At 60.8% G+C, this 24,661-nt stretch carries 23 protein-coding genes and 1 tRNA gene; 20 read left to right on the top strand and 4 right to left on the bottom strand.

Features of this window, described 5'->3' with window-relative positions; genetic code table 11:
• Window positions 1-85 precede the first annotated feature (85 nt).
• Both ACR3EL_RS14735 and ACR3EL_RS14740 read right to left on the bottom strand, forming a co-directional pair.
• Window positions 86-733, bottom strand: coding sequence for a GntR family transcriptional regulator (locus tag ACR3EL_RS14735; RefSeq protein ID WP_093965127.1), 648 nt, complete (start codon window positions 731-733; stop codon window positions 86-88).
• A gap of 30 nt (window positions 734-763) precedes the next feature.
• A complete protein-coding gene (locus tag ACR3EL_RS14740; RefSeq protein ID WP_254432995.1) occupies window positions 764-1,459 on the bottom strand; it encodes a M48 family metallopeptidase in 696 nt (231 codons plus the stop codon).
• 100 nt (window positions 1,460-1,559) lie between these two features.
• Here ACR3EL_RS14740 and ACR3EL_RS14745 point away from each other — a divergent pair, with 100 nt between their 5' ends.
• On the top strand, window positions 1,560-1,880 hold the full coding sequence (locus tag ACR3EL_RS14745; RefSeq protein ID WP_093965124.1) for a TIGR02300 family protein: 321 nt from the start codon (window positions 1,560-1,562) through the stop codon (window positions 1,878-1,880).
• Window positions 1,881-2,024: 144 nt separating this feature from the next.
• Window positions 2,025-2,100 (top strand) — tRNA-Ala (locus ACR3EL_RS14750).
• Window positions 2,101-2,136: 36 nt separating this feature from the next.
• On the opposite strand, the gene ACR3EL_RS14755 is transcribed toward ACR3EL_RS14750, so the two are convergent.
• On the bottom strand, window positions 2,137-3,144 hold the full coding sequence (locus ACR3EL_RS14755; protein WP_170370116.1) for a nuclear transport factor 2 family protein: 1,008 nt from the start codon (window positions 3,142-3,144) through the stop codon (window positions 2,137-2,139).
• 165 nt (window positions 3,145-3,309) lie between these two features.
• Between ACR3EL_RS14755 and ACR3EL_RS14760 the strand changes: the two genes are divergently transcribed.
• The 14 genes from ACR3EL_RS14760 to ACR3EL_RS14825 all read left to right on the top strand — a co-directional run bounded on the left by ACR3EL_RS14760 (window position 3,310) and on the right by ACR3EL_RS14825 (window position 17,412).
• The gene (locus ACR3EL_RS14760) at window positions 3,310-4,359 is read left to right on the top strand and encodes an ABC transporter ATP-binding protein (RefSeq protein WP_093965320.1); all 1,050 of its coding nucleotides are present in this window, start codon (window positions 3,310-3,312) and stop codon (window positions 4,357-4,359) included.
• A gap of 75 nt (window positions 4,360-4,434) precedes the next feature.
• Window positions 4,435-5,646: an ABC transporter substrate-binding protein gene (locus ACR3EL_RS14765; protein ID WP_170342797.1), complete on the top strand. Its 1,212-nt coding sequence runs from the start codon at window positions 4,435-4,437 to the stop codon at window positions 5,644-5,646.
• 67 nt (window positions 5,647-5,713) lie between these two features.
• Window positions 5,714-6,736, top strand: coding sequence for a carbohydrate ABC transporter permease (locus tag ACR3EL_RS14770; protein ID WP_170342799.1), 1,023 nt, complete (start codon window positions 5,714-5,716; stop codon window positions 6,734-6,736).
• Window position 6,737: 1 nt separating this feature from the next.
• On the top strand, window positions 6,738-7,892 hold the full coding sequence (locus tag ACR3EL_RS14775; RefSeq protein WP_093965119.1) for a carbohydrate ABC transporter permease: 1,155 nt from the start codon (window positions 6,738-6,740) through the stop codon (window positions 7,890-7,892).
• 130 nt (window positions 7,893-8,022) lie between these two features.
• Window positions 8,023-8,553: an ester cyclase gene (locus tag ACR3EL_RS14780; protein WP_170342801.1), complete on the top strand. Its 531-nt coding sequence runs from the start codon at window positions 8,023-8,025 to the stop codon at window positions 8,551-8,553.
• An 11-nt stretch (window positions 8,554-8,564) separates the two neighbouring features.
• The gene (gene hisD / locus ACR3EL_RS14785; protein ID WP_170342803.1) at window positions 8,565-9,893 is read left to right on the top strand and encodes a histidinol dehydrogenase; all 1,329 of its coding nucleotides are present in this window, start codon (window positions 8,565-8,567) and stop codon (window positions 9,891-9,893) included.
• Window positions 9,890-10,942 carry an ester cyclase gene (locus tag ACR3EL_RS14790; protein ID WP_170342805.1) on the top strand — a complete coding sequence of 351 codons (1,053 nt, stop codon included), beginning with the start codon at window positions 9,890-9,892 and terminating at the stop codon, window positions 10,940-10,942. Before hisD ends, ACR3EL_RS14790 begins: the two co-directional genes overlap by 4 nt.
• Entirely contained in the window at window positions 10,942-11,706 is a 765-nt protein-coding gene (locus ACR3EL_RS14795; protein WP_170342807.1) for an SDR family NAD(P)-dependent oxidoreductase, read from the top strand. The genes ACR3EL_RS14790 and ACR3EL_RS14795 overlap by 1 nt, the downstream gene beginning before the upstream one ends.
• The gene (locus ACR3EL_RS14800) at window positions 11,706-12,749 is read left to right on the top strand and encodes a LacI family DNA-binding transcriptional regulator (protein WP_217355743.1); all 1,044 of its coding nucleotides are present in this window, start codon (window positions 11,706-11,708) and stop codon (window positions 12,747-12,749) included. Before ACR3EL_RS14795 ends, ACR3EL_RS14800 begins: the two co-directional genes overlap by 1 nt.
• Window positions 12,746-13,735, top strand: coding sequence for a nuclear transport factor 2 family protein (locus ACR3EL_RS14805; RefSeq protein WP_480722121.1), 990 nt, complete (start codon window positions 12,746-12,748; stop codon window positions 13,733-13,735). The genes ACR3EL_RS14800 and ACR3EL_RS14805 overlap by 4 nt, the downstream gene beginning before the upstream one ends.
• A gap of 179 nt (window positions 13,736-13,914) precedes the next feature.
• Window positions 13,915-14,883 carry a cupin domain-containing protein gene (locus ACR3EL_RS14810; protein ID WP_480722123.1) on the top strand — a complete coding sequence of 323 codons (969 nt, stop codon included), beginning with the start codon at window positions 13,915-13,917 and terminating at the stop codon, window positions 14,881-14,883.
• Between the two features lie 17 nt (window positions 14,884-14,900).
• Window positions 14,901-16,028 (top strand): cobalamin-independent methionine synthase II family protein, encoded by a 1,128-nt coding sequence (locus ACR3EL_RS14815; RefSeq protein WP_480722125.1) that lies wholly within the window; start codon window positions 14,901-14,903, stop codon window positions 16,026-16,028.
• Complete coding sequence (locus tag ACR3EL_RS14820; RefSeq protein WP_170526328.1) at window positions 16,025-16,720, top strand: alpha/beta fold hydrolase; 696 nt, start codon at window positions 16,025-16,027, stop codon at window positions 16,718-16,720. The genes ACR3EL_RS14815 and ACR3EL_RS14820 overlap by 4 nt, the downstream gene beginning before the upstream one ends.
• Window positions 16,717-17,412, top strand: a complete 696-nt coding sequence (locus tag ACR3EL_RS14825) for an RraA family protein (protein ID WP_480722128.1) — start codon at window positions 16,717-16,719, stop codon at window positions 17,410-17,412. The genes ACR3EL_RS14820 and ACR3EL_RS14825 overlap by 4 nt, the downstream gene beginning before the upstream one ends.
• A gap of 799 nt (window positions 17,413-18,211) precedes the next feature.
• Here the strand turns inward: ACR3EL_RS14825 and ACR3EL_RS14830 are convergent.
• The gene (locus tag ACR3EL_RS14830; protein ID WP_170342817.1) at window positions 18,212-19,255 is read right to left on the bottom strand and encodes an AraC family transcriptional regulator; all 1,044 of its coding nucleotides are present in this window, start codon (window positions 19,253-19,255) and stop codon (window positions 18,212-18,214) included.
• 191 nt (window positions 19,256-19,446) lie between these two features.
• Between ACR3EL_RS14830 and ACR3EL_RS14835 the strand changes: the two genes are divergently transcribed.
• The 4 genes from ACR3EL_RS14835 (at window position 19,447) to ACR3EL_RS14850 (ending at window position 24,625) form a co-directional block, all read left to right on the top strand.
• On the top strand, window positions 19,447-20,964 hold the full coding sequence (locus ACR3EL_RS14835; RefSeq protein WP_170342819.1) for a metal-dependent hydrolase family protein: 1,518 nt from the start codon (window positions 19,447-19,449) through the stop codon (window positions 20,962-20,964).
• A 51-nt stretch (window positions 20,965-21,015) separates the two neighbouring features.
• The gene (locus ACR3EL_RS14840; protein WP_170342821.1) at window positions 21,016-22,401 is read left to right on the top strand and encodes a metal-dependent hydrolase family protein; all 1,386 of its coding nucleotides are present in this window, start codon (window positions 21,016-21,018) and stop codon (window positions 22,399-22,401) included.
• A 74-nt stretch (window positions 22,402-22,475) separates the two neighbouring features.
• Complete coding sequence (locus ACR3EL_RS14845) at window positions 22,476-24,155, top strand: amidohydrolase family protein (RefSeq protein ID WP_170392031.1); 1,680 nt, start codon at window positions 22,476-22,478, stop codon at window positions 24,153-24,155.
• 68 nt (window positions 24,156-24,223) lie between these two features.
• Window positions 24,224-24,625, top strand: a complete 402-nt coding sequence (locus ACR3EL_RS14850) for a hypothetical protein (RefSeq protein ID WP_170364433.1) — start codon at window positions 24,224-24,226, stop codon at window positions 24,623-24,625.
• Window positions 24,626-24,661: the final 36 nt, after the last annotated feature.

A 24,661-nucleotide genomic window follows, 5' to 3' on the forward strand; every position in this document is an offset into this window, starting at 1 on the left:
GGCAGCAGCGTAGCGCAGCAAATGCTTTGAGGCCAGCTTCGCAACCGCCGTCCGTTTGGATTTTTCACTTTGGGCAAAGGCCCGCTCAACTGACCAGCAGGCGCAGACCCTGGGTCACATCCGATCGCACCGCCAACCGCAAACCCGGCTCGTCCCCCGCCTTCAGAGCGGCGATGATCAGCTTGTGATAATGCGGCGGTTCGGTCCGTCGCAGGCGGCCATAAAGAGCGCGCATGGTCGGACCAAGCTGTAGCCAGACGGTTTCGGCCATCGCAAGCATGGCCGGAGCCTGCGCCCGCAGATAAAGCGTGCGGTGAAACTCGAGGTTCGTTCGGATGTAGCCGACCGCATCACGCTTGGTCACCATTTCGGCCACGGTCATGTTGATGCTCTGCAATCGGTCGATCAGAGCCATATGCGCCCGAGGCAGCGCACGGCTGGCCAGCTCGACCTCCAGCAAGGCCCGCAGCGCGGCCAATTCTTCGATCCGGTCGTTGCTGAGTTCGGGCGTGGAGACCCGCCCCGAGTTGGACAGAAAGAGCGCCCCTTCGGCGGCCAGACGGCGCACGGCTTCGCGCGCCGGCGTCATGGACACACCGAACTCCTTGCCGATGCCGCGCAGCGTCAGCGCCTGACCGGGTGGAATTTCTCCATGCATGATTCGAGACCGCAGGGCGCGGTATACCTGATCATGGGTCGCGATCTGAGAGTCGGAGCTACGGGTGGTCAACATGCCCTCATGTGATCACAAATCCCCGTGAGGTCAACCGGCGGGCGCATCGAACCTGTAACGGTGCAGTTCGGCCCCATTGTCGCGCAGCCAGTGCCGGGCCGCTTTGTGCGGGCCGAACAGGCGCTCGACCTGCGCCCAGAACGCCGCCGAATGGTTCATCTCGGCCAGATGCGCGACCTCATGAGCGGCGACATAGTGCAGGATTTCGGGGGGCGCCAGGATCAGCCGCCACGAAAACATCAACCCTCCCGCTGCACTGCACGACCCCCACCGCGACCGTGTATCGCGCAACGTCAGGCTGGAGTACTCCCGCCCCAGCATGGCTGCATAGTCGTCGCAGGCTTCGATCAAGCGATCACGCGCCAGCTCTTTCAAAAAGCGCGCGAGGCGCCGCGCCTCGGCCCCTTCGGGCACCGCAACCTGATCGGCGTGTAAACTGACCCGGCGCCCCTCCGCCGGTACGATTCGCCTTGGCACACCTTCGACCGGCAGGGTTTCCCCGAAGCCGACTGACGCCGGAACGGGCCGCGCGCCCAGATGCTGGCGGATCCAGTCCTCCTTTGACTGCGCAAAGCCGATCGCCTCGGATTCGGACACACCCTTCGGATAAGTCAACGTAACCCGGCCATCCAACTGGGAAATACGCAAGCTTATGCGGCGTGCCCGCGCCGATTTGCGCAAGGTCAGCGCAACGGGAGGCTGTCCGGGCAATGAATGTCGCCCCATGGTGCGATCTCCTTGGCGCAAAGGCTTTGACAGTACCCGCCGCATGTGGCAGGTGACCTGAATCGTTGATACGACTCACCTGATATCAAGGGGAATTGACATGCCCAAGGAAGAATGGGGCGTAAAGCGCGTTTGCCCGACCACTGGCAAGCGGTTTTATGACCTGAACAAGGACCCGATCATCAGCCCCTATACCGGCGAGATCGTGGAATTGGAAACCGGCAAAAGCCGGATGATCGCAGCCGACGCCGAAGATGCAGCGTCGGTCAAGGCGCGCGAAGCCACGTCCAATGACGAACTGCTGGACGATGATGACGCGGTCGACGTCGATCTGGACGACGATCTGCTTGAGGACGACGACGAGGACAACGTCTCGTTGGACGACATCACCGACGTCGCGTCTGAAGACGAAGACTCGTGATCCGGCCGGGGCGGCGCAGGCTGCCCCGCGCCCCGATGCACCCCGTGCGCCGCGCATCTTTTTTCACCGAATCCGATTTTTTGGTCTTGCACTCGCGCACGTCGTTTCATAAACGTCCGTCCACCGCACAGGCGGTACCGGAAAGGGGCCTTAGCTCAGTTGGGAGAGCGCTTGCATGGCATGCAAGAGGTCAGGGGTTCGACTCCCCTAGGCTCCACCAAATCCCCTCCCATTGCATCCAGTCCGCCCCCCCGGTCTACACCTGCGCCGATCCGATGCCCGTGGTTCTTTCCAGTATGTCCACGCCCTGCTGTTTCCAGAAATGCAGAAGGTCGATGAAGATCCAGTTCTCGGCCAGCTTGCCGCCCGCGCGGCGATAGATGTCGATCACTCGAAACTCACCGGGCGTTTGGGTCGCCGGCATGCCCATGAACCCTCCGGTAGGAACAGCCGTGAAGTTCGGCCAGCCAAAAAACCCGCCGTAGTGACCTTCGGCCAGCCGGCAGACATGTTTGGTCTTTGACCGCTCGGCGAATGCCGCGCGGAAGGGACCGGCATGTTGCTTGCCGTACCGATCAATCGTGTAGGTGGCGCCAATTCCCTCGGGCCCCCACCAGATCATGTCGTCATGCCAGGTGCGGCTCAGCTCTTCGCTCAGGGTCAGGCCACTTTTCCACTGGCCCAGATCGGAAATCATGGCGTTGATCAGCGCCAGAGTCTGCTCCCCTTCTTCGACCGGTTGATCCGCGCCAAGGATACCGTCGTGAGTCAGGGGCCCGGGCTGTACAAGATGGGCTGCGGTTTGGGGCGGAAACGGGTTCTGACCGGCCTGCACCATCAGATGCGGGATATCGAAATACATCGCGGTCTCGACGATCTTGCCGTCTTGCACCTTGTTGAACTCGCAATAGCGCAGGAATGCCATTTTGCCTGTCGGTCGAATGCCCAACCAGGAGTGGTCGAAAAGACCCATCAGATGGCCCATGGAAACCACCCAGACCTCGCGCTCGTCGGTCAGCGAGTTGCAACCCGCAAAGAAAATATCCTGACGCCGCTGCATGCGTTTGAGGCTGTTTCGCAGCGGGCCCCAGAAGTTTTCTGCTACGTCGTGGACCCCCGAAATCTGACCGAACGGGTGAAAGCCGCGCCACAGCAGATTCGGCGCACAGAATCGCCCTATGACGTCTGCCAGCTTGTCGTTGGAGGCCAACTGCAGGTCCTCATAGAACGCCTTCACCAGATCTTTCTCTTTTTGAAAGCTCATCTGTTTTTCATTGTTTTGCAGCATATTGCGCCTGTTTCTGCCCGGGGGTGAATCACTGATTTCCCGCATATTTGCATACGTATGCAAAAATGTCTTGCCAGAATTGGTAAACCAAGAATACCCTTTTGCAAACGTATGCAAAACGATTCCTTCCCGGGGGGCTTCATGGCGGAAATTCAACTGCGCAATGTCGGCAAGCGATGGGGATCGTTTGTTGGGGTTCACAACTTCGATCTGACGATTGCCGATCGCGAGTTTCTGGTTCTGCTTGGCCCGTCCGGCTGCGGCAAGACCACGACAATGCGCATGATCGCGGGGCTTGAGGACGTGACCGAGGGCGACATCCTGATTGACGGCAAGGTGGTCAACGATCTCGAGCCAAAGGACCGCGACGTGGCGATGGTGTTCCAGAGCTATGCCCTCTACCCCAACATGAACGTCTATGAAAACATCCGCTTCCCGCTGAAGGTCCGCGGGATCGACCCTGCGACCCATGACGAGAAAGTGCGCCGCGCCAGCGCCATGGTCGAGCTGGACGATTTTCTCCATCGCAAGCCGGCTGAACTGTCGGGCGGTCAGCGCCAGCGGGTCGCCCTGGCCCGCGCGATCGTGCGCGAACCGAACGTGTTCCTGATGGATGAGCCTCTGTCCAACCTGGACGCCAAGCTGCGTGTATCCACCCGCGCGCAGATCAAGAATCTCAGCCACGAACTGGCCGTCACCACGATCTATGTCACCCACGACCAGATCGAGGCCATGACGCTGGCCGACCGCGTGGTGGTAATGAAAAAGGGCATCGTGCAACAGGTCGGTAGCCCGACCGAGATTTACGACCGCCCGGCCAACACTTTCGTCGCGAGTTTCATCGGCTCGCCCGCCATGAACCTGATGGATGGTCAGGTCGAGGGCGGCGTGTTCCGGGCCAAGGGTGTCGAAATCCCGGGGCTGGACATTGCTGACGGCCCGCTGACCTTGGGGTTCCGCGCCGAGGATGCGACACTGGCCGAAGGTCAGGGCCAGATCACGGCACCGATCTACACGCTCGAGCTGCTGGGTGACGCCACCATGATTTCGGTCCGGGTCGGCGGCGCATTGGTCTCGGTCAAAGCCGACAAAGCATTCCGTGCCGAAATAGGCGAGATGGTCTCGTTCTCGGTACCGAAAGAAATCTGTCACCTGTTCGAAGCAGAGAGCGGTGCGCGGATCGGGGGCTGACCCCAACCTAAGCCCGAAAGGGCCAACCAACGGTCCGGACGTCGACGACGGACCGATCCTGACAGGGAGAAACGCATGAAACTCAAGACAATTCTGATGGCAGGCGCCATGACCATGGTGACCAGCACTGCATGGGCGGCGTGTTCGTTCGAGAACACCGTTCCGCTCAAATCACTGTCCGCCGGGTTCGAAGCCTGGAAGGCCGTCACCGACGCGATGGCCGAGTGCGGCAATTTCGGCGCATCGCTGGACCAGGAGTTCCGCGAGAAGCAGCCGGAAGCCTTCGCGGCGGATCCGGCTCTGTACCAGATCGGCGGCGTGTCGAACGCGACGCTGGTGCCGTTGCTGAACGCGGGCACCATTCGTCCGCTGGACGATCTGGTCGCGAAATATGGCCAAGACCTGCTGCCGAACCAGCTGATCAAGGTGGACGGCCAAACCATGGCGATCGCCATGATGGTGAACGCCCAGCACCTGATGTACCGCAGCGACGTTCTGGCCGATCTGGGGATCGAAGAGCCCAAGACCTATGACGATGTTCTGGCCGCTGCAGCCAAGATCAAAGAGGCCGGCGTCATGGATTACCCCATCGGCGGCACCTTCAAGACCGGCTGGAACCTGGGTCAGGAATTCGTGAACATGTACCTGGGCGAAGGCGGTGAGTTCTTTGCTGACGGCAACATGCCTGCAATCAACAACGATCAGGGCGTGAAGGCTCTGGAGACGCTCAAGGCCATGACCGAATACATGGACCCCGAGTATCTGGTGTCGGATTCGACATACGTTCAGCAGCAGTTCCAACAGGGCAAAATCGCCATGGCCAACCTGTGGGCCAGCCGCGCTGCCGCAATGAACGATGAGGCCGAAAGCCAGGTCGTCGGCAAGGTCGTCATGGCCGCCGCTCCGATGGGCTCGGCCGCTCCGGCAACCACGATCTGGTGGGACGGCATCGTTCTTGCCTCGAACATGAGTGACGAAGAGGCCGATGCCGCGTTCCGCGTGGCGCTGGAAGGCATGGATGCAGAAATGGTCGAGGCCAACAACAACGCCGCTGTCTGGCTGAACCCGGCCTACAAGCCCGGTGATCTGGCCGCAGGTGCAGCCGCTTCGGCAGAAGCCGGCGCCAAAGCCTATCCCGCATCTGGCCCGATGGGGATCATGCACACTGCGCTTGGCAATGGCCTGGCCGATTATCTGACTGGCGCCAAAGACGCACAGACCACGCTGGCAGACATCGAGGCGGACTATCTGACCGCCGCGAAAGAGGCCGGACTGGTCAACAACTGATCCTGCCGCGGGAGGGCCTCGACCCTCCCGCACCCAATCCAACGAGAACCATGAGAAAGGCAGAGCCATGAATTTCCGGACATTTGCCGCCTTTGTCGGCCCCTCTGTCTTTATGATGCTTCTCTTTATCGCTTTCCCGCTGGTCAGCGTGTTCAAGCAGAGTTTCTACGTCACCCAGCCCATCTATGAGACGGTCGAGGTCGAGACCTGCACGCCGGGCTTCCTGACCCAGACCTGCGTGACCGAGGAAAAGTCCATTCCGAGGCTGGACGAAGAGGGCGAGATCATCACGCAGACCCAGTTTGTCGGGCTGGAAAGCTATCGCAACGTGCTGGAGCCTGAACGCGCCTGGCGCGCGATCAGCGAAGGCAGCTGGAGCGTGCTGTCCACGATCAATTTCTGGAAGGCGCTGCGCTTTACGTTGACCTTTACCTTGATCACTCTGCCCTTGGTGATCGGTACCGGGCTGCTGATCGCCATCGTGATCAACAATGCGGCGTCGGTCATACGTGGTCCGGTGATCTTTGTGTCGCTCCTGCCCTTCATCATCACTCCGGTCATCGGCGCCCTGTCGATCAACTGGCTGTTTCGCGGCGACGGCATCCTGACGGCCATGCTGGAATGGTGGCTGAACCGCGACATCGCGCTGTTCGCGCAGGCCTGGACAATCGAGTTGCTGATGATGCTATACCGCGTCTGGCACGTCGCACCCTTTGCCGCGATCGTGTTCTACGCCGGTCTTCAGACCGTAAACCAGGACAGCCTTGAAAGCGCAGTGATCGACGGCGCAAGCCGCTGGCAGCGCCTGAAATACATCGTCATCCCGCACCTGATGCCGCTGATCATCTTCGTGTCGATGATCCATCTGATGGACTCCTACCGGGTGTTCGAAGAAATCGTCGGCTTCTCGAGCCAGGGCTACGTGATCTCGCTGCAATGGCTGACCTATGACTTCCTTGTACCGGATCAGGCGGGCAACCGTTCGATCAGCCGGGCCTCGGCCAGCGCCATGCTGACCATGGTCGGAATCGTCATCCTTCTCATCGCACCGCTGCGCCGGACATGGCGCGACCACAAAGGAGGTCACTGATATGTCCTCGCGCGCCCTTCGCCAACCGCTCGGCCTGCGCCTGTCGTCGAACCTGTTTCTTGCGTTCTGGTGCCTTGTGGCGGCCTTCCCGATCTTCTGGATCGCGGTGATGAGCTTCAAATCACCCGTGGACGCATTCGACAGCAACGCGCTGAACGTGATCTTCGGTCCAGCGACTCTTGCGACCGGAGAAGGCCTTTCCATCCTCGACATCATCCTCGGCATTGTCACCATTTGGGTCGCGGTGATTGCGACGACCAAAACACTGCCCTCGATGGTAAGAACCTACACCAAGCCGGGTCAGGCCTGGTTTGGTTGGATCATCGGCGGATTGGCCTTGGTGCTGGGTTTTCTGTTGGTGTTTTTCGTGATCCTGCCGGCCGTTCTGAACGTGCTGAACCCACTTTTCGGCCCGCTGGGGCGGGACGTGGTTGGTCTGACGACCGAGCACTACAAGACCGTCTGGATCGACCGCGGCTTTTCCAACAACTTCAAGAACTCGCTGATCGTTACCGCGGGCGTCGTGACCGTGTCGCTGACCGTAGGCACGCTGGCGGGCTATGGGCTGGCGCGGTCGGGCTCGACGCTGGCGTTCTGGATCCTGATCGTCGCGTTGGTGTTCCGCGCGCTGCCGCACTCGGTTCTGGTTGCGGGCTATCTGCCGGTCTTCATCAACTCGGCCGAATGGCTGCGCCCGATCCTGGGGGAAAACGCGCCCACGCTGTACGGCAAGCCCTTTGCCGTGATCGCGGTTCTGGTAGCGATCAATCAGCCCTTTACCATCTGGATGCTGCGGTCGTTCTTTCAGAACATCCCCGCCGAGCTGGATGAAGCCGCGCGCGTGGATGGCTGCAACCATTTCCAGGCCTTCCGTCGGGTGATTATGCCCGTGATGTGGCCGGGCGTCATCACCACCGGGCTGTTCAGCTTCCTGCTGGCCTACAACGACTTTCTGGTGACCTCGCTGCTGCTGGACGCGCAGAATCAGACCATGGTTCCCGCCATCGCCGGCATGTTCAACCGCGAAACCACCACCACCGACCAGGTCGTCGCCGTGGCCGCCGCCGTGTCGATCACCGCGCCGCTTTTCTTCCTGGTCATGATCTTCCAGCGCCAGATCGTCAGCGGCCTGACCGCCGGCGCGGTCAAAGGCTGATGAGCCGCCGGTTCCGCCATAACGCCCTGACGCGCCATCCGGCGCTGAACAGGTTGCCCAGGGATTTTCCCGGATTTGGGGGCATGTCCCCCCGATCCCCAATCCCTGACAATCTGACAAGGACAAGACGATGAAAGGTTCCCGACCTGAACAAGCGGTTCTGACCCGCGACACCGACCTGAACAAAACCGAAGACACGCGCCGCGTGATCGAAACCATGGTCGACGGCCTGAATGACCACCGCATCAACGACATTGGCGAGTTCTTCACGGAAGGGTTCCGCTGGATGGGCAATCAGGGCTGCGGCACGAAGAACGGCCTGAAGGAGTTTCAGGACAACTGGCAGCGCCCCTTCCAGGCTGCGTTTTCCGACAAGGTCTGCATCGACGAGGCGCGGCTTTACATGGGCGAATGGGCCGCGGCCTTTGGCCGGCAGGAGGCGACCCATTCGGGCGAATTCCTGGGCATCCCGCCCACCGGCAAGCGGGTCGAGATCCGCTACATGGATTTCTGGAAAGTGGTCGACGGCAAGATCGTCGACAACTGGGTGAATGTCGATTTCGCCCATGTCGCCGCGCAACTGGGCGTCGACCTGTTCCAGGGCCACGGCTGGGAAGCATATGACCGGGGCGAGAAAACTCCGCCCCGCCCCGACAACTGAGGATCAAGACAATGGCAATCGAGTATCTCAAACGCGGCAAGTCCGACGCAGACCGGGCCGAGGATGACGCCAAGACCCGCGCCGTGGTCGAGGCGACGCTGAAGGACATCGAAACCCGTGGCGACGCCGCGGTGCGCGAGCTGAGCGAGAAGTTCGACAACTATTCGCCCGCCTCGTTCCGCCTGTCGCAGGACGAGATCGACGACCTGATCGCTCAGCTGTCAGACCGCGAACTGGCCGACATCAAGTTCGCGCAGGAGCAGGTGATGAACTTCGCCCGCGCGCAACGCGCCTCGATGACCGATATCGAGGTCGAAACCCTGCCGGGCGTGATCTTGGGCCACAAGAACATCCCCGTGCAGTCGGTCGGGTGCTATGTGCCTGGCGGCAAGTTCCCGATGGTGGCCTCGGCCCATATGTCCGTGGCCACGGCCAGCGTTGCGGGCGTGCCGCGCATCATCGCCTGCACCCCGCCGTTCCAGGGCAAGCCGAACCCGGCGGTGATCGCCGCCATGCATCTGGGTGGCGCGCACGAGATCTATGTCATGGGCGGCATCCAGGCCATCGGCGCGATGGCGCTGGGTACCGAAACGATTGACCCGGTGCACATGCTGGTTGGCCCCGGCAACGCCTTTGTGGCCGAGGCCAAGCGCCAGCTGTTCGGCCGCGTCGGCATCGACCTGTTCGCCGGCCCGACCGAAACCATGGTGATCGCCGACGAAACCGTCGATGCCGAGATCTGCGCCACTGACCTGCTGGGGCAGGCCGAACACGGCTACAACTCGCCCGCGGTTCTGGTCACCAATTCGCGCAAGCTGGCCGAGGAGACCCTGTCCGAGATTGATCGCCTGCTGGGCATCCTGCCGACGGCCGACACCGCGCGGGTCAGCTGGCAGGATTATGGCGAGGTGATCCTGTGCGACAGCTATGACGAGATGCTGCAGGTCGCCGACGAGATCGCCTCGGAGCATGTTCAGGTCATGACCGACCGCGATGATTGGTTCCTGGACAACATGACCTGCTATGGCGCGCTGTTCCTGGGGCCGCGCACCAACGTATCGAACGGTGACAAGGTGATCGGCACCAACCACACGCTGCCCACCAAGAAGGCCGGGCGTTATACCGGCGGTTTGTGGGTGGGCAAATTCCTGAAGACCCACAGCTATCAGAAGATCCTGACCGACGAGGCGGCAACCCTGATCGGCGAGTACGGCTCGCGCCTGTGTCTGCTGGAAGGGTTCGTGGGCCATGCCGAACAATGCAACGTGCGGGTGCGCCGCTACGGCGGCATCAACGTGCCCTATGGCGCACCGGCCCCATACCGGGATGCCGCCGAATGAGTGACAGGCATACGCAGCACAAGGCGCTGATCGCGACGCTTCGGGCGGCGATGTATGATTTCGACGAACCCGGCGTGCGGGCCGCGCTGGCGCAGGTGACCGCGCCCGACGCCCTGTTCCGCCTGTGCCACCCCTTCGGTGACAGCACCGGCAGCGAGGCGTTCTACGATCTGGCCTACAAGGGCCTGCTGGATGCCTGGCCGGACCTCGAGCGGCGCGACTATATCGTAATGGCCGGACCGGACGAGTTCGGCGCCGACTGGGTCGGCTGCGGTGGCTACTACACCGGCACTTTCACCGGTCCGTGGCTGGACATCCCGCCCACCGGCCATCAGGTCACCATGCGGTTTCACGAGTTCTACCGGTTCGAAAACGGCCGGATCGTCGAGATGCAGGCCCTGTGGGACATCCCCGAAGTGATGATGCAGGCCCGTGCCTGGCCGATGGCGCCCAGCCTGGGCCGCGAATGGCATGTGCCGGGCCCGGCCACGCAGGACGGTCTGGTGCCGGGGCCCTACGACGCCGACAAGGGCCGCGCGACCTGTCAACACATCGTCGACATGCTGGAACATCTGAAAAAGCACCCTTCGCAGGGCGGGCCCGAGGTGATGGAGATGGAACGGTTCTGGCATCCGCGCATGAACTGGTACGGGCCTTCGGGCATCGGCACCGGGCGCGGCTATGCCGGGTTCCGCAACTGGCACCAGATCCCGTTCCTGAACGGGATGCCGGATCGCGGGCAATATGTCGACGACATCACCTATCATTTCTTCGGCGATGGCGACTATGCGGCAGTGACCGGCTGGCCCAACATGATCCAGACCGTCACCCATGACGGGTGGATGGGCATCGCGCCTTCGGGCAAGCGGATCACCATGCGCAGCCTCGATTTCTGGCGGCTGGAGAACGGGCGGATCCGCGAAAACTGGGTTCTGGTCGATCTTCTGGACGCCTATGCGCAGCTTGGCGTTGACGTCTTTGCCCGCCTGCGGGAATTCAACAAGGCCCGTAACCTGGGCCGCATTGAAACCCCGGATGGAATGAGCTGATGACCCAACTGCCCCGCACCCCTTCGTTCTCGCTGAGCGGCAAGACCGCATTGGTCACCGGCGCGTCTTCGGGCATCGGATTGGGATGCGCTGTTGCCTTGGCCGAGGCCGGGGCGCATGTGGTCTGCGCCGCGCGCGGGGCCGAGCGGCTGAACGAAGCGGTTTCCGCCCTGCAAGCGCAGGGTTGGTCGGCCGAGGGGCGGGTGCTGGATCAGGGCGACCTGACCGCGTTGCAGGCGCTGTTCGACGGGCGGGCCTTTGACGTGGTGGTGAACTCGGCCGGGACCGCGCGGCACGGGCCGGCGGTCGAAACCACGCCCGAGGATTTCAACGCTGTCATGAACGTCAACCTGCGCTCGGCCTATTTCCTGTCGGCCTATGCGGCCAAGGCGCTGATGGCAACCGGGCGGCCCGGTTCGATCATCCACATTTCCAGCCAGATGGGCCATGTCGGCGGCATCGACCGGGCGCTGTACTGTGCGACCAAGCACGGGCTGGAAGGCATGGTCAAGGCGATGGCGATCGAATGGGGCAAGCAGGGCGTGCGCATCAACACGGTCTGCCCGACCTTCATCCGAACCCCGCTGACGCAATCGACCTTCGACAACCCCGAACGTGCGGCCTGGATCATGGACAAAATCAAGCTGAACCGCGTGGGCGAGGTCGAGGATATCATGGGCGCGGTTCTCTATTTTGCCTCCGACGCCTCGGGTCTGGTCACAGGCACGTCGATGCTGATCGACGGCGGATGGACGGCGGACTGATGGCGGACAAGGTCACATCGCTTCAGGTTGCGCAACTGGCCGGCGTCAGCCAGTCGGCGGTCAGCCGGGTGTTCACGCCCGGCGCTTCGGTCAGCAAGAAGACCGAGGAAAAGGTGCGCAAGGCGGCGGCCGAACTGGGCTATCGTCCCAACGTGCTGGCGCGGGCGATGGTGTCGGGCAAAAGCCGGATCATCGGCCTGGTTGTCGGCTACCTGGACAACTACTTCTATCCCGAGGCGTTGGAGAAACTGTCCAACCGCCTGCAGGAGCATGGCTATCACGTGCTGATCTTCATGGCCTCGCGCTCGGCCGGAAATATCGACGACGTGATGGAGGAAATCCTCGACTATCAAGTGGACGGGGTCATTCTGGCCTCGGTGCCGATGTCGTCGGACATCGCCACCCGCTGCCAGCAGGCCGGCGTTCCGGTGGTGCTGTTCAACCGTAGCCAGGATCTTGAGGGCATCACCACCGTGACCTCGGACAACTATGCCGGCGGCCGCAAGGTGGCCGAGTTCCTGCTGGCGGGCGGGCACCAACGCATCGCCTACATCGCGGGCTGGCAGGGTGCCTCGACCCAGCGCGACCGCGAGGCTGGTTTCCTTGCCGCACTGCGCGACGCCGGCAGCGATCTGTTTGCACATGGGATCGGCGAGTTTCACACCGAAAATGCCCGTGCGGCGGCCCGAACCATGTTCGACGTGGCACCGGAGCGCCGACCTGACGCGGTTTTCGTCGCCAACGATCACATGGCTTTGGCGGTCATGGATGTTCTACGCTTTGAGCTGGGCCTGCGCATCCCCGAAGACGTCTCGGTCGTGGGGTATGACGATGTGCCCCCCGCCGGATGGCCCGCATACAATCTGACGACGATCCGGCAGCGGGCGAACCTGATGGTCGCGGAAACGGTTGCCGCGCTGCTGGATCACATCGAAGAGCCCAAGACTTCTGAACCCCGCAAGGTGGCAATTGACGGACCGCTGATCGTACGAACCTCGGCCCGGTTGCCCAAGGGATGGAACCCGAAAAGGACGAACACATGAAGGGATTTGACCCCAAATTCCGGGATTTTCCCGACTATATCATCGGCATCACCAAGGAAATCTGGGAAGATCGCGGGATCGCCACGCTGCATGAATATTACAGCGATGACATCGTTGTCCGTTCACCGGGTTCGGTCGTGCTGGGCAATCAAAACGTCATCGGCGCGACGATGGCGACCCTGGCCGAGTTTCCCGACCGGCAGCTTCTGGGCGAAGACGTGATCTGGTCGGGCACGCCCGAAGAGGGGATGCTGAGTTCCCACCGCATCATCTCGACCGCCACGCACCTTGCCGAAGGTGTCTATGGCAAACCAACCGGAACCAAGCTGCGGTACCGGATTCTGGCCGATTGCCATGCGATCGACAATCAGATCAACGATGAATGGCTGATCCGCGATCAGGGAGCCATCGTGCGCCAGATGGGCTGGGACCCCAAGGAATACGCGGCCGACCTGATCGCTCGCGAGGGCGGGCCGGAAAACTGCGTGAAACCTCTGACGCCCGAGATCGACCAGCCCGGCCCTTACAAGGGTCGAGGCAACAACAATGAATGGGGCCAGCGCTATGCCGATATTCTGACCCGGATCATGAACGCCGACATGGGCGCGATCGGGGCTGAATACGACCGGGCGGTGCAGTCGGAATATGTGGGCGGGGTCACCGGACACGGTTGGGACCCGGTCGACCGGTTCTGGATGGGATTGCGAGCCAGCTTCCCCAATGCCGAGTTCCGCATCGAGCACCAGATCGGCCGCGACGATCCCAACATGCCACCCCGTGCCGCACTACGCTGGAGCCTGTGGGGCAAGCATGACGGCTGGGGGGTGTTCGGCGCCCCCACCGGGGCGCAGGTCTATGTTCTGGGCATCAGCCATGCCGAATTCGGCGAACTGATCAGCGGCCAGCCCAAGCTGCGCCGCGAATACACCCTGTTTGATGAAACCTCGGTCTGGAAGCAGATCCTTCTGCAAGGCGCAGAGGTCTGAATGCACGCTCCGGTCAAATATCGTGTTCTGGCATGCGGCCTGCGCGAGACCGGTGCAAGCCGGCGCTTTCACCTATTCCGGCAAAGCCTTCGAGCGCGCCGCCTGAATTTGCGGCCTCCGGGAACGTGATCGAGCATCTGCCGACCATTCCCTCAAACGCATAATCCGGAACCAGAACCATGACACAATCAACCATCGCATCACGCATCGTCCGTTATGGCGAGCTCAAGCCGTGCAAGACGGCCTTCATTGATGCCCACACGCCGGGCAGCGATCAAAAAGAGAACTTTACCATAATCGGCGGCGGAGTTTCGGAGTCTCCGGATCAGCATGTGCACATAACCGACAAGATCGGCTTCAATATCGGGGCCGCCGGCCAGCCGCCCAAATGCCGCAACTCGCTGCACAGCCATACGACGGCCGAGGTCTTTTTTGTCGCCAAGGGCCGCTGGCGGTTTTTCTGGGGTCGCTATGGCACGGCGGGCGAGTTCATTGCCGAGGAAGGAGACATCTTCAACATTCCCACCGGCATCTTCCGCGGCTTCGAGAACGTGGGCGACGACTACGGGATGATCATGTCCATTCTGGGTGGTGACGATGCCGGCGGCGGTGTCACCTGGGCACCTCAGGTCATTGAGGACGCACGGGCGCACGGGTTGATGCTGGGTGACAACGGCGTGCTCTACGACAGCAAGAAGGGCCAGGACCTCCCGCATAACGTCCGGCCTATGCCCGTGCTGACCGAAGAGCAGCTGAAATCCTATCCCGAAGTGCCGGTCGAAGCCGTGATCGGCAAATACGTGGCCCGTTACTGGGACCTGATGGCGCTGGCGGCCGACAAACCCGCCAAGGTGATCGGTGAAAACGGTCTGATCAAGGACAAGCCCGGCTTTGAGGTCGACTTCCTTACCCGCGGCTCTGGTATTCAAGACCCTACCAAATCGGCCAAGCCCGTCGTGCTGATGCCGGCAAGCGGCCATTGGCGGGTCACTGTCGAGGATGTCGAAACCACAATTTCGGGCGGGGATACGGTGCTGGTGCTGCCCGGCGAAGCCTATACCATCACTCCATCCATGACCGGTACGGCCGGGTTGTACCGTATCACCGCGACCGACGATCCTGCTGGCGCAACCTGGACCGGCTACTGATCAAGAAAGGACCCCGCATGACAAAGATACTTACCACCCATGTGGGGTCTCTGCCCCGATCCCAGGAAGTTGTCGACTTCATCTTTGCGCGCGAGCGGCACGAGCCCTATGACGCCGATGCGTTCGACAGTTGCATGACCAAGGCCGTGTCTGAAACGGTTCGGCGTCAGGTCGAGGCCGGTGTCGACATTGTCAGTGACGGAGAGACCTCAAAAATCTCGTACGCGACATACGTAAAGGACCGCTACACAGGCTTCTCAGGGGACAGTCCACGGAATGCCCCCGCGGACCTGAAGATGTTTCCCAGCTTTTTGCAACGTCTTGCCAACGAAGGGGGCACACCCCAATACGCCCGGCCGCAATGCACGGGCGACGTTCGCTCGAAAGGCCAGGACGAACTGAACAAGGATATCCGCAACCTCAAGCAGGCAATGGCTGAGCACGGGGTCGAACGTGGGTTCATGAACGCCGCCTCGCCTGGGGTGATTTCTCTGTTTCTGCAGAACGCCCACTACCGCAGCCGCGAGGCCTATCTGGCCGCACTCGCCGATGCGATGAAGCAGGAGTATGAAACGATCGTCGCAGCGGGACTGGATCTTCAGTTGGACTGCCCCGATCTGGCCCTTTCCCGGCACATGCTGTTCGCTGATCTTTCCGATGCCGAATTCATCGCGATCGCCGAGATGCATGTTGAAGCCCTGAACCACGCTCTGCAGAATGTTCCGCAAGATCGGGTCCGAGTGCATATCTGCTGGGGCAACTACGAAGGCCCGCATTGCTGCGACATTGCGATGGATCAGGTGTTCACGACCCTGATGGCGACCAAATCCCGCTATGTTCTGTTCGAAACGTCGAACCCGCGCCACGCCCATGAGTGGACCGTCTTCCGGGATCGCAAGAGCGAAATTCCGGACGACAAGATCCTTGTGCCCGGCGTCGTAGACACGACAACGAATTTCATCGAACACCCCGAGCTGGTGCGGCAACGCATCGAGCGGTTCATCAACATCGTCGGGCCGGGTCGGGTCATCGCCGGGAGTGACTGCGGGTTTGGTACATTTGCCGGCTTCGGTGCGGTCGACCCGGACATCGCCTATGCCAAGCTGGCCTCCCTGGCCGAAGGTGCCAGATTGGCATCGGCATGACGCCCCTGGTTCTTCTTCCCGGAATGATGTGCGATGCCCGACTGTTCGGGCCGCAAATCGAAGCCCTGTCCGGACGGGTACCGTTGATGACCCATCCGCTGAGCGTCGAAGACAGCGTCGAGGCAATGGCTGCCGATGTACTGAGCCACGCGCCGCCGATGTTTGCCCTTGCGGGACTTTCCATGGGCGGGATCGTTGCCATGGAGGTCCTGCGCCAAGCGCCAGAACGTGTTGAACGGCTGGCACTCCTGGACACGAACCCGCTGGCCGAAGCAGACGAGGTCAAAACCCGACGCGGTCCGCAAATGGAGGCCGTGCGCCAAGGTGGACTGCGGCAGGTCATGCGTGACGAGTTGAAGCCGAACTATCTGGCCGATGGCCCTCGGCAGGGCGCAATTTTGGACCTGTGTATGGCCATGGCAACCGATCTGGGCCCCGAGGTTTTTCTTCGCCAGTCCATCGCACTCATGGGCCGCCCGGATCAAACGGACACCTTGTCCGCTTATCAAGGTCCAAGCCTCGTTCTATGCGGCGAGGATGACAGATTATGTCCGTTGGAGCGGCACGAACTGATGCACAAGCTTCTCGGAAACAGCACGCTGGAGGTCGTAATCGGTGCGGGGCACCTACCCACCCTCGAGCGACCCCAGGAAACCACAGCGGCGTTGCGCCGTTGGTTGGAGGTTCCATGACACCGTCCCTACTTGCCTTGCTACGCAAGGTCGACACACCCACAGTCTGCAACGCCATCGAGATGGCACAAGGCCAGCGCGGGTTTGACCAATTCACGCGTGGTACGATGTTCTGCTCGGCCCCGTCCGAGGGCGCAATCGTCGGATTTGCCCGTACCGCCAAGATCGCTGCGGTGCAGCCGCCCTCCGAAGCGCCGGAAGTCATCAGGCAGCGGCGAATGGACTATTACAGATACATGGCCGAGGCCCCGACTCCCTCTGTTGCAGTGGTTGAGGATGTCGATTTCCCCTCTTGCATCGGCGCCTATTGGGGCGAAATCAATACGTCTGTGCACAAGGGGTTCGGAATGGCCGGCGCACTCACCAACGGGGTCATGCGAGACCTTGGTGACATGCCGCAAGGGTTCCCGGTCATCGCCGGATCTATCGGGCCCAGCCATGGTTTCGTTCACGTCCGAGAAATCGACACGCCTGTTTCGATCTTCGGCCTGACGGTCAATCCGTCGGATCTCATCCATGCGGACCGGCATGGTGCTGTTGTTGTCCCTGCCGATCTGATTGATCAGCTCGAACACGCCATTCTGAAATTATTTGAAACCGAACGAATAATTCTGAATGCGGCTTCTGAACCCGGCTTCAACTTCGGGAAATTTGAAGTAGCTTGGGCCGCATTTGAAAAAGCGCGCGTGTAAGAGTGTACTTGGTCTGACCGATCACTGACGTGGCTCGGCAGTCCGTTGGTCTGTCGTAGACTGCGTCTCGGGAGATTCGATCGCGCATTTTGCGCGTGTCTTTCCTTTTGTTTGTCGGCGATGGTTGGGTTGGTGCAAAACGAGCGGTGGAAAACGAGCAAAGCCGCCCTTGGGCGGCTCGTTCGGTGTTTTGTTCGACTGTGTTGGTTGCGGGAGCAGGATTTGGCCTTTGCCGAACTATCGTTGTTTTGCGAAAACTCAAAAAATGCCAAGTGTGTGTCAAAGCTCGATCTTAGAAAAACTGGAGGAAAACATCCTAAAGCCACCTTTCGACAGAGCGGTTATGAGGTCATTGAGCTAGATGAAGCCAGGGCGGCTGTGTCCCGCATGGCGTATATTCTCCAGCGACTTGGCTTTCTAACTGCGGAGACAAGGGAATGGGGGCAAAGGTAGCTCTGAGCCCGAAGCTATACTTGTTCCCACTTCTGCCTTTCGCCGATGCCGTAGACCGCAAGCGGCACATTCCGGACGTTCAGGACCAGGCGGCAAATGGGAGGTGAGCGGGACAAATCCGCCGCTCCCATTGCCGAGAACGATGGAGGCAATCAGCCCAAAGCGGTCATGCTTGATCAGCACGTTGGGCGGCAAGCGGGAGTTCGCTGCGGATAGCATGGAGGTCTCCTTTCCCATCGATTGCTCCCCGCGAAGGGCTCGCCGGTTCATGCATCTCTTCGGCATTACCATTGGCGACCGAGGTTCCAAGAGATTGCGGTAGTCGAGAAGTCGCAGCGGGGTCAGGCTAATCTGCAGGCGCTCCGGCAATTTGGGCCTCTTGTGCCTCCTTATTGCGCCAATCTTTCGGGGATATGCCGAAGTTCCGCGTGAAGGCTCGGGTGAGTGCCGATGTTTCGGACAAGCCGACCAATTGGGCGATCTCCTTGATCGAATGATCAGATGTGGTGAGCAGTTCGGAGGCCTTTTCCATCCGCAGCCGGTTGATCACCTTGGACGCCGTTGTTCCGTAGGAGGACAAGCGCTTGTTCAGCACCTTGGTGGTGATGCTGCACATCCGGGCGGCCTCGCTCACCGTCAGCGCCGGATCGGACAGCCTTGATCGCACGAGAATTTCGAAGCCTTCGAGGTAGTCCAGGGGCACATCGACCTGAACCGGTTCTTCGATATCATTGTCGTGGTTCACGAGGAGTTCGGGGTTGATTGGAAGCGACAGCCAGGCCGCCGGAAAGCGGATGGAGAATCCCCTGTTGTTGCACTTGATGCCCCGCACGCCATGAAACTGCTCCGGCAGCAGGGTCGGATCGCAGAGGCGCAGAACAACCTGGGTTGGATCCCATCGGAAATCGAGAACACGGTGCAGCAGGGAGATCCAGATCCCGACGAGAAAGGCGTCCGAATGGCCCGGCGACACCTCGGGTTCGAAATTGCGACTGGTGGTGAAGTAGGCGTGTTCCTCCTCGATCAGGAGCCGGAAGGACACCGCGTTGCTTTCCTTCGAGACGATCTGGGTGAACCGGGTGAAGAAATCGCCAAGGGTCACCGACTGGCCGAGGAGCGCCCCACGCGGCAGGAACTTCAACAGGTCTGTCTGTTGTCCCGCCAAGGCGCAGATATCCGGCCGGGTGATGTCGGCGATGGAGGCCAGCGCCGCATAGACCGTGTCATGCGGGATGAACTCGGCCGGGTTCAGGACCTGTTCCTCGCTCAATCCATGCAGCCCGAGCGCAAAGGCCGGATCCGCATCGAGCCGCCGCATCATCGCTACGACGGGGCCGAGGACCGTAGCACGTACGAGGTACAAACCGTCCTTTTGTTCTCCTTGCGGCATCCACATCACCCTTTCGCTCTCCGACACGCTACGGGCGCGGGCGCCTGACGGCCAAGCAGAAATTGGCTGAAATTGACCGGATCGGGTCAGAAAAATGCACCACGGGATCAGCGGGTCAAAAGAATCTCGGGGCACATGTGCATAGTGGGAGGATCGGTCCGCAGGAAGACCGACCCCTGGGAGGACACCGAATGACAACACTCAACCTGAAGGCGTTGCTGCCGGCCATGTCAATGGCAATTGCGCTCACGACGCCTGCCATTGCGCAGGATATCCCCAACATTCCCTCGGAGGTCACGCTGTTCAAGAACGTGATGGTCTTCGACGGGGTGAATGACGGCTTGAAAGATGTCGACGTGCTCGTCGTCAAGAACAAGATTCACAAGATTGCAGAGGACATTCCCGAATTCGGCACGTGGGAAGTCGAAGTTCGAACGGGCGGAAGCAAGCGCCTGCCCGATCCTGTTGGCGGTATCGACGGCTATTCTTTCACCATCCAGACCGAACGCGGTATCGAGACCAAAGAGGTCGAGGTCAATGTGATCGACGGCGGCGGACGCACCTTGATGCCGGGACTGATCGACAGCCATGTGCATGTGAATATGTACAAGGATGGCACGATCCCGGGCCTTCAGGACACGACATGGGAGGAGATCGGCGCACGTTCTGCGGCCTTTGCGCAGGAAATGCTGGCGATGGGCTTCACAACCGTGCGCGACATGTGCGGTGCACATGGTGGACTTCGTGCGGTAATCGACGAGGGTTCGCTTCCGGGCCCGCGGATATACTCGTCCGGCGCCTGCCTCAGCCAGACCGGTGGTCATGGCGACTGGGGGATCGCCGGGCAACGCAAGAACGAAAGCAATCTTGAACGGCTGGAGATCACGCGGCTTGTCGACGGCCCTGCCGAGGTGCTCCACGGCGCGCGGCGGAACTTTGCGCTTGGGGCCAACTACCTCAAGATCATGGTCAGTGGTGGTGTGACCTCCATCAAGGACCCGATCTACCAGTCCGCCTTTACAGACGAAGAAATCGCCGCTGCCGTCGAGGTGGCCGGGGACATGGATTCCTATGTCGCCATGCATGTCTTCATGGATAGCGACCTGTCGCGCGCGCTCGATCTCGGGGTCAAAGTGGTGGATCACGGCCTGACCATAACGGAACCGACGATGCAGAAGCTGGTAGAGAAGGAAGCGTTCTTCTCGCCCAACCTGACCGCGTTGGCGCCCGAGGCGCTTGAGCATCCGATGCACCAGGACCCGACCTTCCCGCCGACGGCGAAGTTCCTCTGGTTGCGGAAAAACAGCGAGCAGTTGTTTGATCTGGTGCGGAAGTACAAGCCGAAGATGGTGTTCGATTCCGACTACGTGCTGCTGACCGGTGTGCCGTACCGGCAGTCGATGGACTTCACCAAGGCTTTCATGGCGCGTGAGTTCGGCAACCTCTGGGCCTTGCAGATGATGACCTCGAATGGCGGCGAACTGGCCGCACTGACGGGACGCGGAAACCCCTATCCCGAAGGCAAGCTCGGCGTGATCGAGGAAGGTGCCTATGCCGATATCCTCATCGTTGACGGAAACCCGCTCGAAGACATCACTGCCATCGGCGCTGTCGATACATGGTTCGATGCCGAGCCACGCGGGCAGGACGTGCCGAGCATTCGCGTCATCATGAAGGACGGCAAGTTCTACAAGAACACGTTGAACTGAACTTTCGGCGGGGCGCTGGCCCCGCCGTCAACATTGCGGAAGGGCAAACTTATGAAGCATCTTTTCAAGTCCACATTACTGGCGGGCGTGGTGTCGCTCGCTGCCGGCATGTCCTCTGCGCAGGACGAAGCGCTGCCGCAGACCCTGTTCACCAATGTCCATGTTTTTGACGGCGTGAACGAGGCGCGGATCGAAAACGCCAGCGTTCTGGTCGAAGGCAACCTGATCAAGGAAATTTCGACGGACGGGATCGAAGCGCCCAACGCAACCATGATTGACGGCGGCGGGCGCACGCTCATGCCGGGGATGCATGACCAGCACGTGCATTTGCTGGTGTTCAACCCGCTCAGTGACGGGTTGCGCCAGAACATCACGCCCTTCCATCTTGGTGGCGTTGCAACGATCCGGTCCGAGCGCATCCTGATGAACGGGTTCACGACGGTTCGTGACCTCGGCGGACCGGCAAAGTCCATCGCGCGGATCATCGATACCGGTATGTTCCCCGGCCCGAGGATCTATTCCTCGGAGGCCTTCATCACGCAGACATCGGGCCATGCCGATTTCCGCAAGCTGAACGACCGGCATCCAACCCTGTCGGGGCAAGGCCCATCGCATTGGGTCGACACGGACATGAGCTTCATCGCGGATGGCCCGGAGCAGATCCGCATGGCGGTGCGCGAGAACCTGCGGCGCGGGGCAACCCAGATCAAGGTCATGGTCAGCGGTGGGGTCACGTCCGAGTTCGACCCGCTGCATTCGCTTCAGTACCAGGCGGACGAGATCCAGATGGCGGTCAAGACCGCCGAGCAATGGGGCACCTACGTCACCTGCCACGTGTTCACCGAGCAGGCGATCCGCAACTGTATCGACAACGGTGCAAAGACCGTTGAGCACATCCCGTTCCTGACCAAGGAGGCCGCCGAGATCATGGTCGAAAAGCAGATCATGTTCGCGACGGCGGTAGCCCCGGTCTACTCGGTGACGACCGAACAGGCGGAAGCCTTCTACACGCCAGCCTCGTTCGCCAAATGGAAGAGTGTCCGTGACGCCGCCGCCAACATGATCGAGGTGATCCAGACGACACCGGGCATGATCGACCTCTACACTCTGGGCACCGATCTCATCAACAACTGGGACCAGACGCTTGAGCAGGACAAGAAGATGAACGACGAGTTCAAATACCTGCACGAGGCCAAGTTCAAACCCTTCGACATTCTGCGCATGGCCACATCGAACGGCGCCCGCATGAACCGGCTTACGGGCTTGAACAATCCGTATCAAGACGGCCCGCTCGGCGTGGTCGAGGAAGGCGCTTACGCGGATCTCCTGCTGGTCGATGGCAACCCGCTCGAAGACATCCTTCTTCTGGCCGATCCTGATCCCAACCTGAAGGTCATCATGAAGGACGGCGTGATCTACAAGAACACGCTGGACTGAGGAGAGCGCGGGGCGGTCTCCCTCGTCCGCCCCGCGTTTTTTTGCCCGACGCAATCATCCCGGAAGGACTGACCGTGAAACACCTCACTCTTGCCACTCTCATGGCCCTCTGCAGTTCGATGGCGGTTGCTCAGGAGTGCGACGTCGCGCTTCTCAACGGCCGCGTCATGGACCCGGAAACCAATCTTGATGCCGTGCGCAATGTCTGCGTGACCGGCGACAGGATCACCGCGATCACCGAAGATGCCTTGACGGGCAAGCGCGAGATCGACGTTTCCGGGCATGTAGTCGCGCCGGGATTCATCAACACCCATTCGCATTCCTTTGGCGGCTTCGATCAGAAGATGATGGCCCATGATGGCACGACGACGATCCTCGATACCGAGAGCGGCGTGGCGGATGCCGACCTGTTCTACGACAAGTACGAGGGCAATTCCTTTCTCAACTTCGGTTCCGGGATGGGGCACGAGGAGATCCGGCGTGTCGTGATGGATGGGGTTTCAGTCGAGCTGGCATCCGATCCGACCTACATCCTCAAGTCACGCGGTGCAGCCGAGGAAGAAGACGGACATGCCAGCTGGGCGCTGGATATTCCGACTGCGGATCAGCTCGTCGAAGTCATGACCATGTATGAAAAGGGTCTTCGCGCCGGGGCGATCACCGTCAACACGACGGTGGGATACATGGGATACAACACCTATCCGAAGGAGATTTTCGCGCTTCAGAAAATGGCGAAGAAGTATGACCGCTTCTTTGGCGCCCATACCCGTTTCGGTCCGACCGAGAGCCTGCCGCTCTACTATTCCCTGGGCGCAAACGAGGTGATCGCAAACGCCGTTGCGCTCGACGGGGCCCTGATCCTTTCCCACATCCAGAACCAGGGGTGGGAAGAAATCTACGAGCTTGCGCGCCGCCTGCAAATGCGCGGAATGACCATCTTCGCGGAATACTACCCGGCCATCACCGGCAATCCGAACATCGCGACACCGCAACTGCTGCCGGACAAGATCGAGGCGAACAATATCGTTCCGACCCGCGATATCTTCGATACCAGCACCGGCGAACTCTACGAGTCCGACGAGGAGTTCTTCCGGCAGCAGAAGGAGGATCCGAGCAAGCCGATTTTCATCACAGTCCGCCCCGAAGCAGACCTGGAGCGCTGGATCCACATGAAGGATATTGCGATCGCCAACGACATCGTCGGCTTCACCGTCGATGGCGAACCGCTGCCGATCGAGGCCGATTTCACGGAGTACGGGGGGCACCCGCGCAATGCCGGCACCTATGGCATCGTGTTCCGCGAGGCCCGTGAACAGGGCATCGCGCTGATGGAGATGGTGAACAACGCCTCCTACATTCCCGCGAAGTACTTTTCCAAGGTGGGCCTGAAGGCGATGCAGGAACGCGGCCGGATGCAGGAAGGCATGATCGCGGATATCACGATCTTCGACCCCGACACGATCACTGAAACATCATCGATGAAGAAGGGCATGAACGGCTCCTTCACCAAGGGAATCCCCTACGTTCTGGTGAGCGGGCAGGTCATTATCGACGACGGTGTCGCTAATATCGACCTGCGGCCCGGGCAGCCGATCCGTTACCCGGTCATCGAAGGGGGCGAGATCGATCTGGACCTCGGGGACAAGGAATTCACCTGGCACGCCGACATCGAAACGCCAGAGGATGAGCATTCCGAGTTCCCGCTCCGCCCTGCCGAGCTGGAACACTCCATTCCCGGAGCTCCGGGGCATTGAACCCACAAGAACGGTCAGGGCAGCCATGCTGTACTGACCACAACATCGAAGCAATTCCGGGTGGCAAGATGAACAGGATCCTTCTTTCGACAGCCCTTTGCGTCTCTGCGACAGTTGCAGCGGCGCAGGACACAAAAGACATGCGCACCTTCCTGTTTATCGGCGCATCCAACAGCGCCGCCTGGGAGATGCAGATCGCCAATCCCGGGGACCGCGCGGCCTCGGTGAAGGGTGGGATCGAGGCGCTCGGCGGCGAGCTTTTGAGCTACTATTGGGGGCTTGGGAACGGGAAGAACTACATCACCGTCGCCCTACCGGACGACCCCACCTTCATCCAGGCCTTCTATGTCAGCCGTCTCGGTGACGGGTTGCTGGAGGATTACCAGATGATCGAGTTGATGAGCAGCGCCGACATGGCCGAAGCCCTCGCCCGTGTGCCGGAGATCAAGGCGCAGGACGATCTCAAGTAACCGGACTGCACACTCGGGACGATCCAGAAGGGAACA

This window comes from Ruegeria sp. BJ3 (genome assembly GCF_056535665.1).

Bases quoted from the DNA above. Each gene is read 5' to 3' on its own strand.
- ACR3EL_RS14735 (WP_093965127.1), bottom strand. From the start codon at position 733: ATGTTGACCACCCGTAGCTCCGACTCTCAGATCGCGACCCATGATCAG.
- ACR3EL_RS14740 (WP_254432995.1), bottom strand. From the start codon at position 1,459: ATGGGGCGACATTCATTGCCCGGACAGCCTCCCGTTGCGCTGACCTTG.
- ACR3EL_RS14745 (WP_093965124.1), top strand. From the start codon at position 1,560: ATGCCCAAGGAAGAATGGGGCGTAAAGCGCGTTTGCCCGACCACTGGC.
- ACR3EL_RS14755 (WP_170370116.1), bottom strand. From the start codon at position 3,144: ATGAGCTTTCAAAAAGAGAAAGATCTGGTGAAGGCGTTCTATGAGGAC.
- ACR3EL_RS14760 (WP_093965320.1), top strand. From the start codon at position 3,310: ATGGCGGAAATTCAACTGCGCAATGTCGGCAAGCGATGGGGATCGTTT.
- ACR3EL_RS14765 (WP_170342797.1), top strand. From the start codon at position 4,435: ATGAAACTCAAGACAATTCTGATGGCAGGCGCCATGACCATGGTGACC.
- ACR3EL_RS14770 (WP_170342799.1), top strand. From the start codon at position 5,714: ATGAATTTCCGGACATTTGCCGCCTTTGTCGGCCCCTCTGTCTTTATG.
- ACR3EL_RS14775 (WP_093965119.1), top strand. From the start codon at position 6,738: ATGTCCTCGCGCGCCCTTCGCCAACCGCTCGGCCTGCGCCTGTCGTCG.
- ACR3EL_RS14780 (WP_170342801.1), top strand. From the start codon at position 8,023: ATGAAAGGTTCCCGACCTGAACAAGCGGTTCTGACCCGCGACACCGAC.
- hisD (WP_170342803.1), top strand. From the start codon at position 8,565: ATGGCAATCGAGTATCTCAAACGCGGCAAGTCCGACGCAGACCGGGCC.
- ACR3EL_RS14790 (WP_170342805.1), top strand. From the start codon at position 9,890: ATGAGTGACAGGCATACGCAGCACAAGGCGCTGATCGCGACGCTTCGG.
- ACR3EL_RS14795 (WP_170342807.1), top strand. From the start codon at position 10,942: ATGACCCAACTGCCCCGCACCCCTTCGTTCTCGCTGAGCGGCAAGACC.
- ACR3EL_RS14800 (WP_217355743.1), top strand. From the start codon at position 11,706: ATGGCGGACAAGGTCACATCGCTTCAGGTTGCGCAACTGGCCGGCGTC.
- ACR3EL_RS14805 (WP_480722121.1), top strand. From the start codon at position 12,746: ATGAAGGGATTTGACCCCAAATTCCGGGATTTTCCCGACTATATCATC.
- ACR3EL_RS14810 (WP_480722123.1), top strand. From the start codon at position 13,915: ATGACACAATCAACCATCGCATCACGCATCGTCCGTTATGGCGAGCTC.
- ACR3EL_RS14815 (WP_480722125.1), top strand. From the start codon at position 14,901: ATGACAAAGATACTTACCACCCATGTGGGGTCTCTGCCCCGATCCCAG.
- ACR3EL_RS14820 (WP_170526328.1), top strand. From the start codon at position 16,025: ATGACGCCCCTGGTTCTTCTTCCCGGAATGATGTGCGATGCCCGACTG.
- ACR3EL_RS14825 (WP_480722128.1), top strand. From the start codon at position 16,717: ATGACACCGTCCCTACTTGCCTTGCTACGCAAGGTCGACACACCCACA.
- ACR3EL_RS14830 (WP_170342817.1), bottom strand. From the start codon at position 19,255: ATGCCGCAAGGAGAACAAAAGGACGGTTTGTACCTCGTACGTGCTACG.
- ACR3EL_RS14835 (WP_170342819.1), top strand. From the start codon at position 19,447: ATGACAACACTCAACCTGAAGGCGTTGCTGCCGGCCATGTCAATGGCA.
- ACR3EL_RS14840 (WP_170342821.1), top strand. From the start codon at position 21,016: ATGAAGCATCTTTTCAAGTCCACATTACTGGCGGGCGTGGTGTCGCTC.
- ACR3EL_RS14850 (WP_170364433.1), top strand. From the start codon at position 24,224: ATGAACAGGATCCTTCTTTCGACAGCCCTTTGCGTCTCTGCGACAGTT.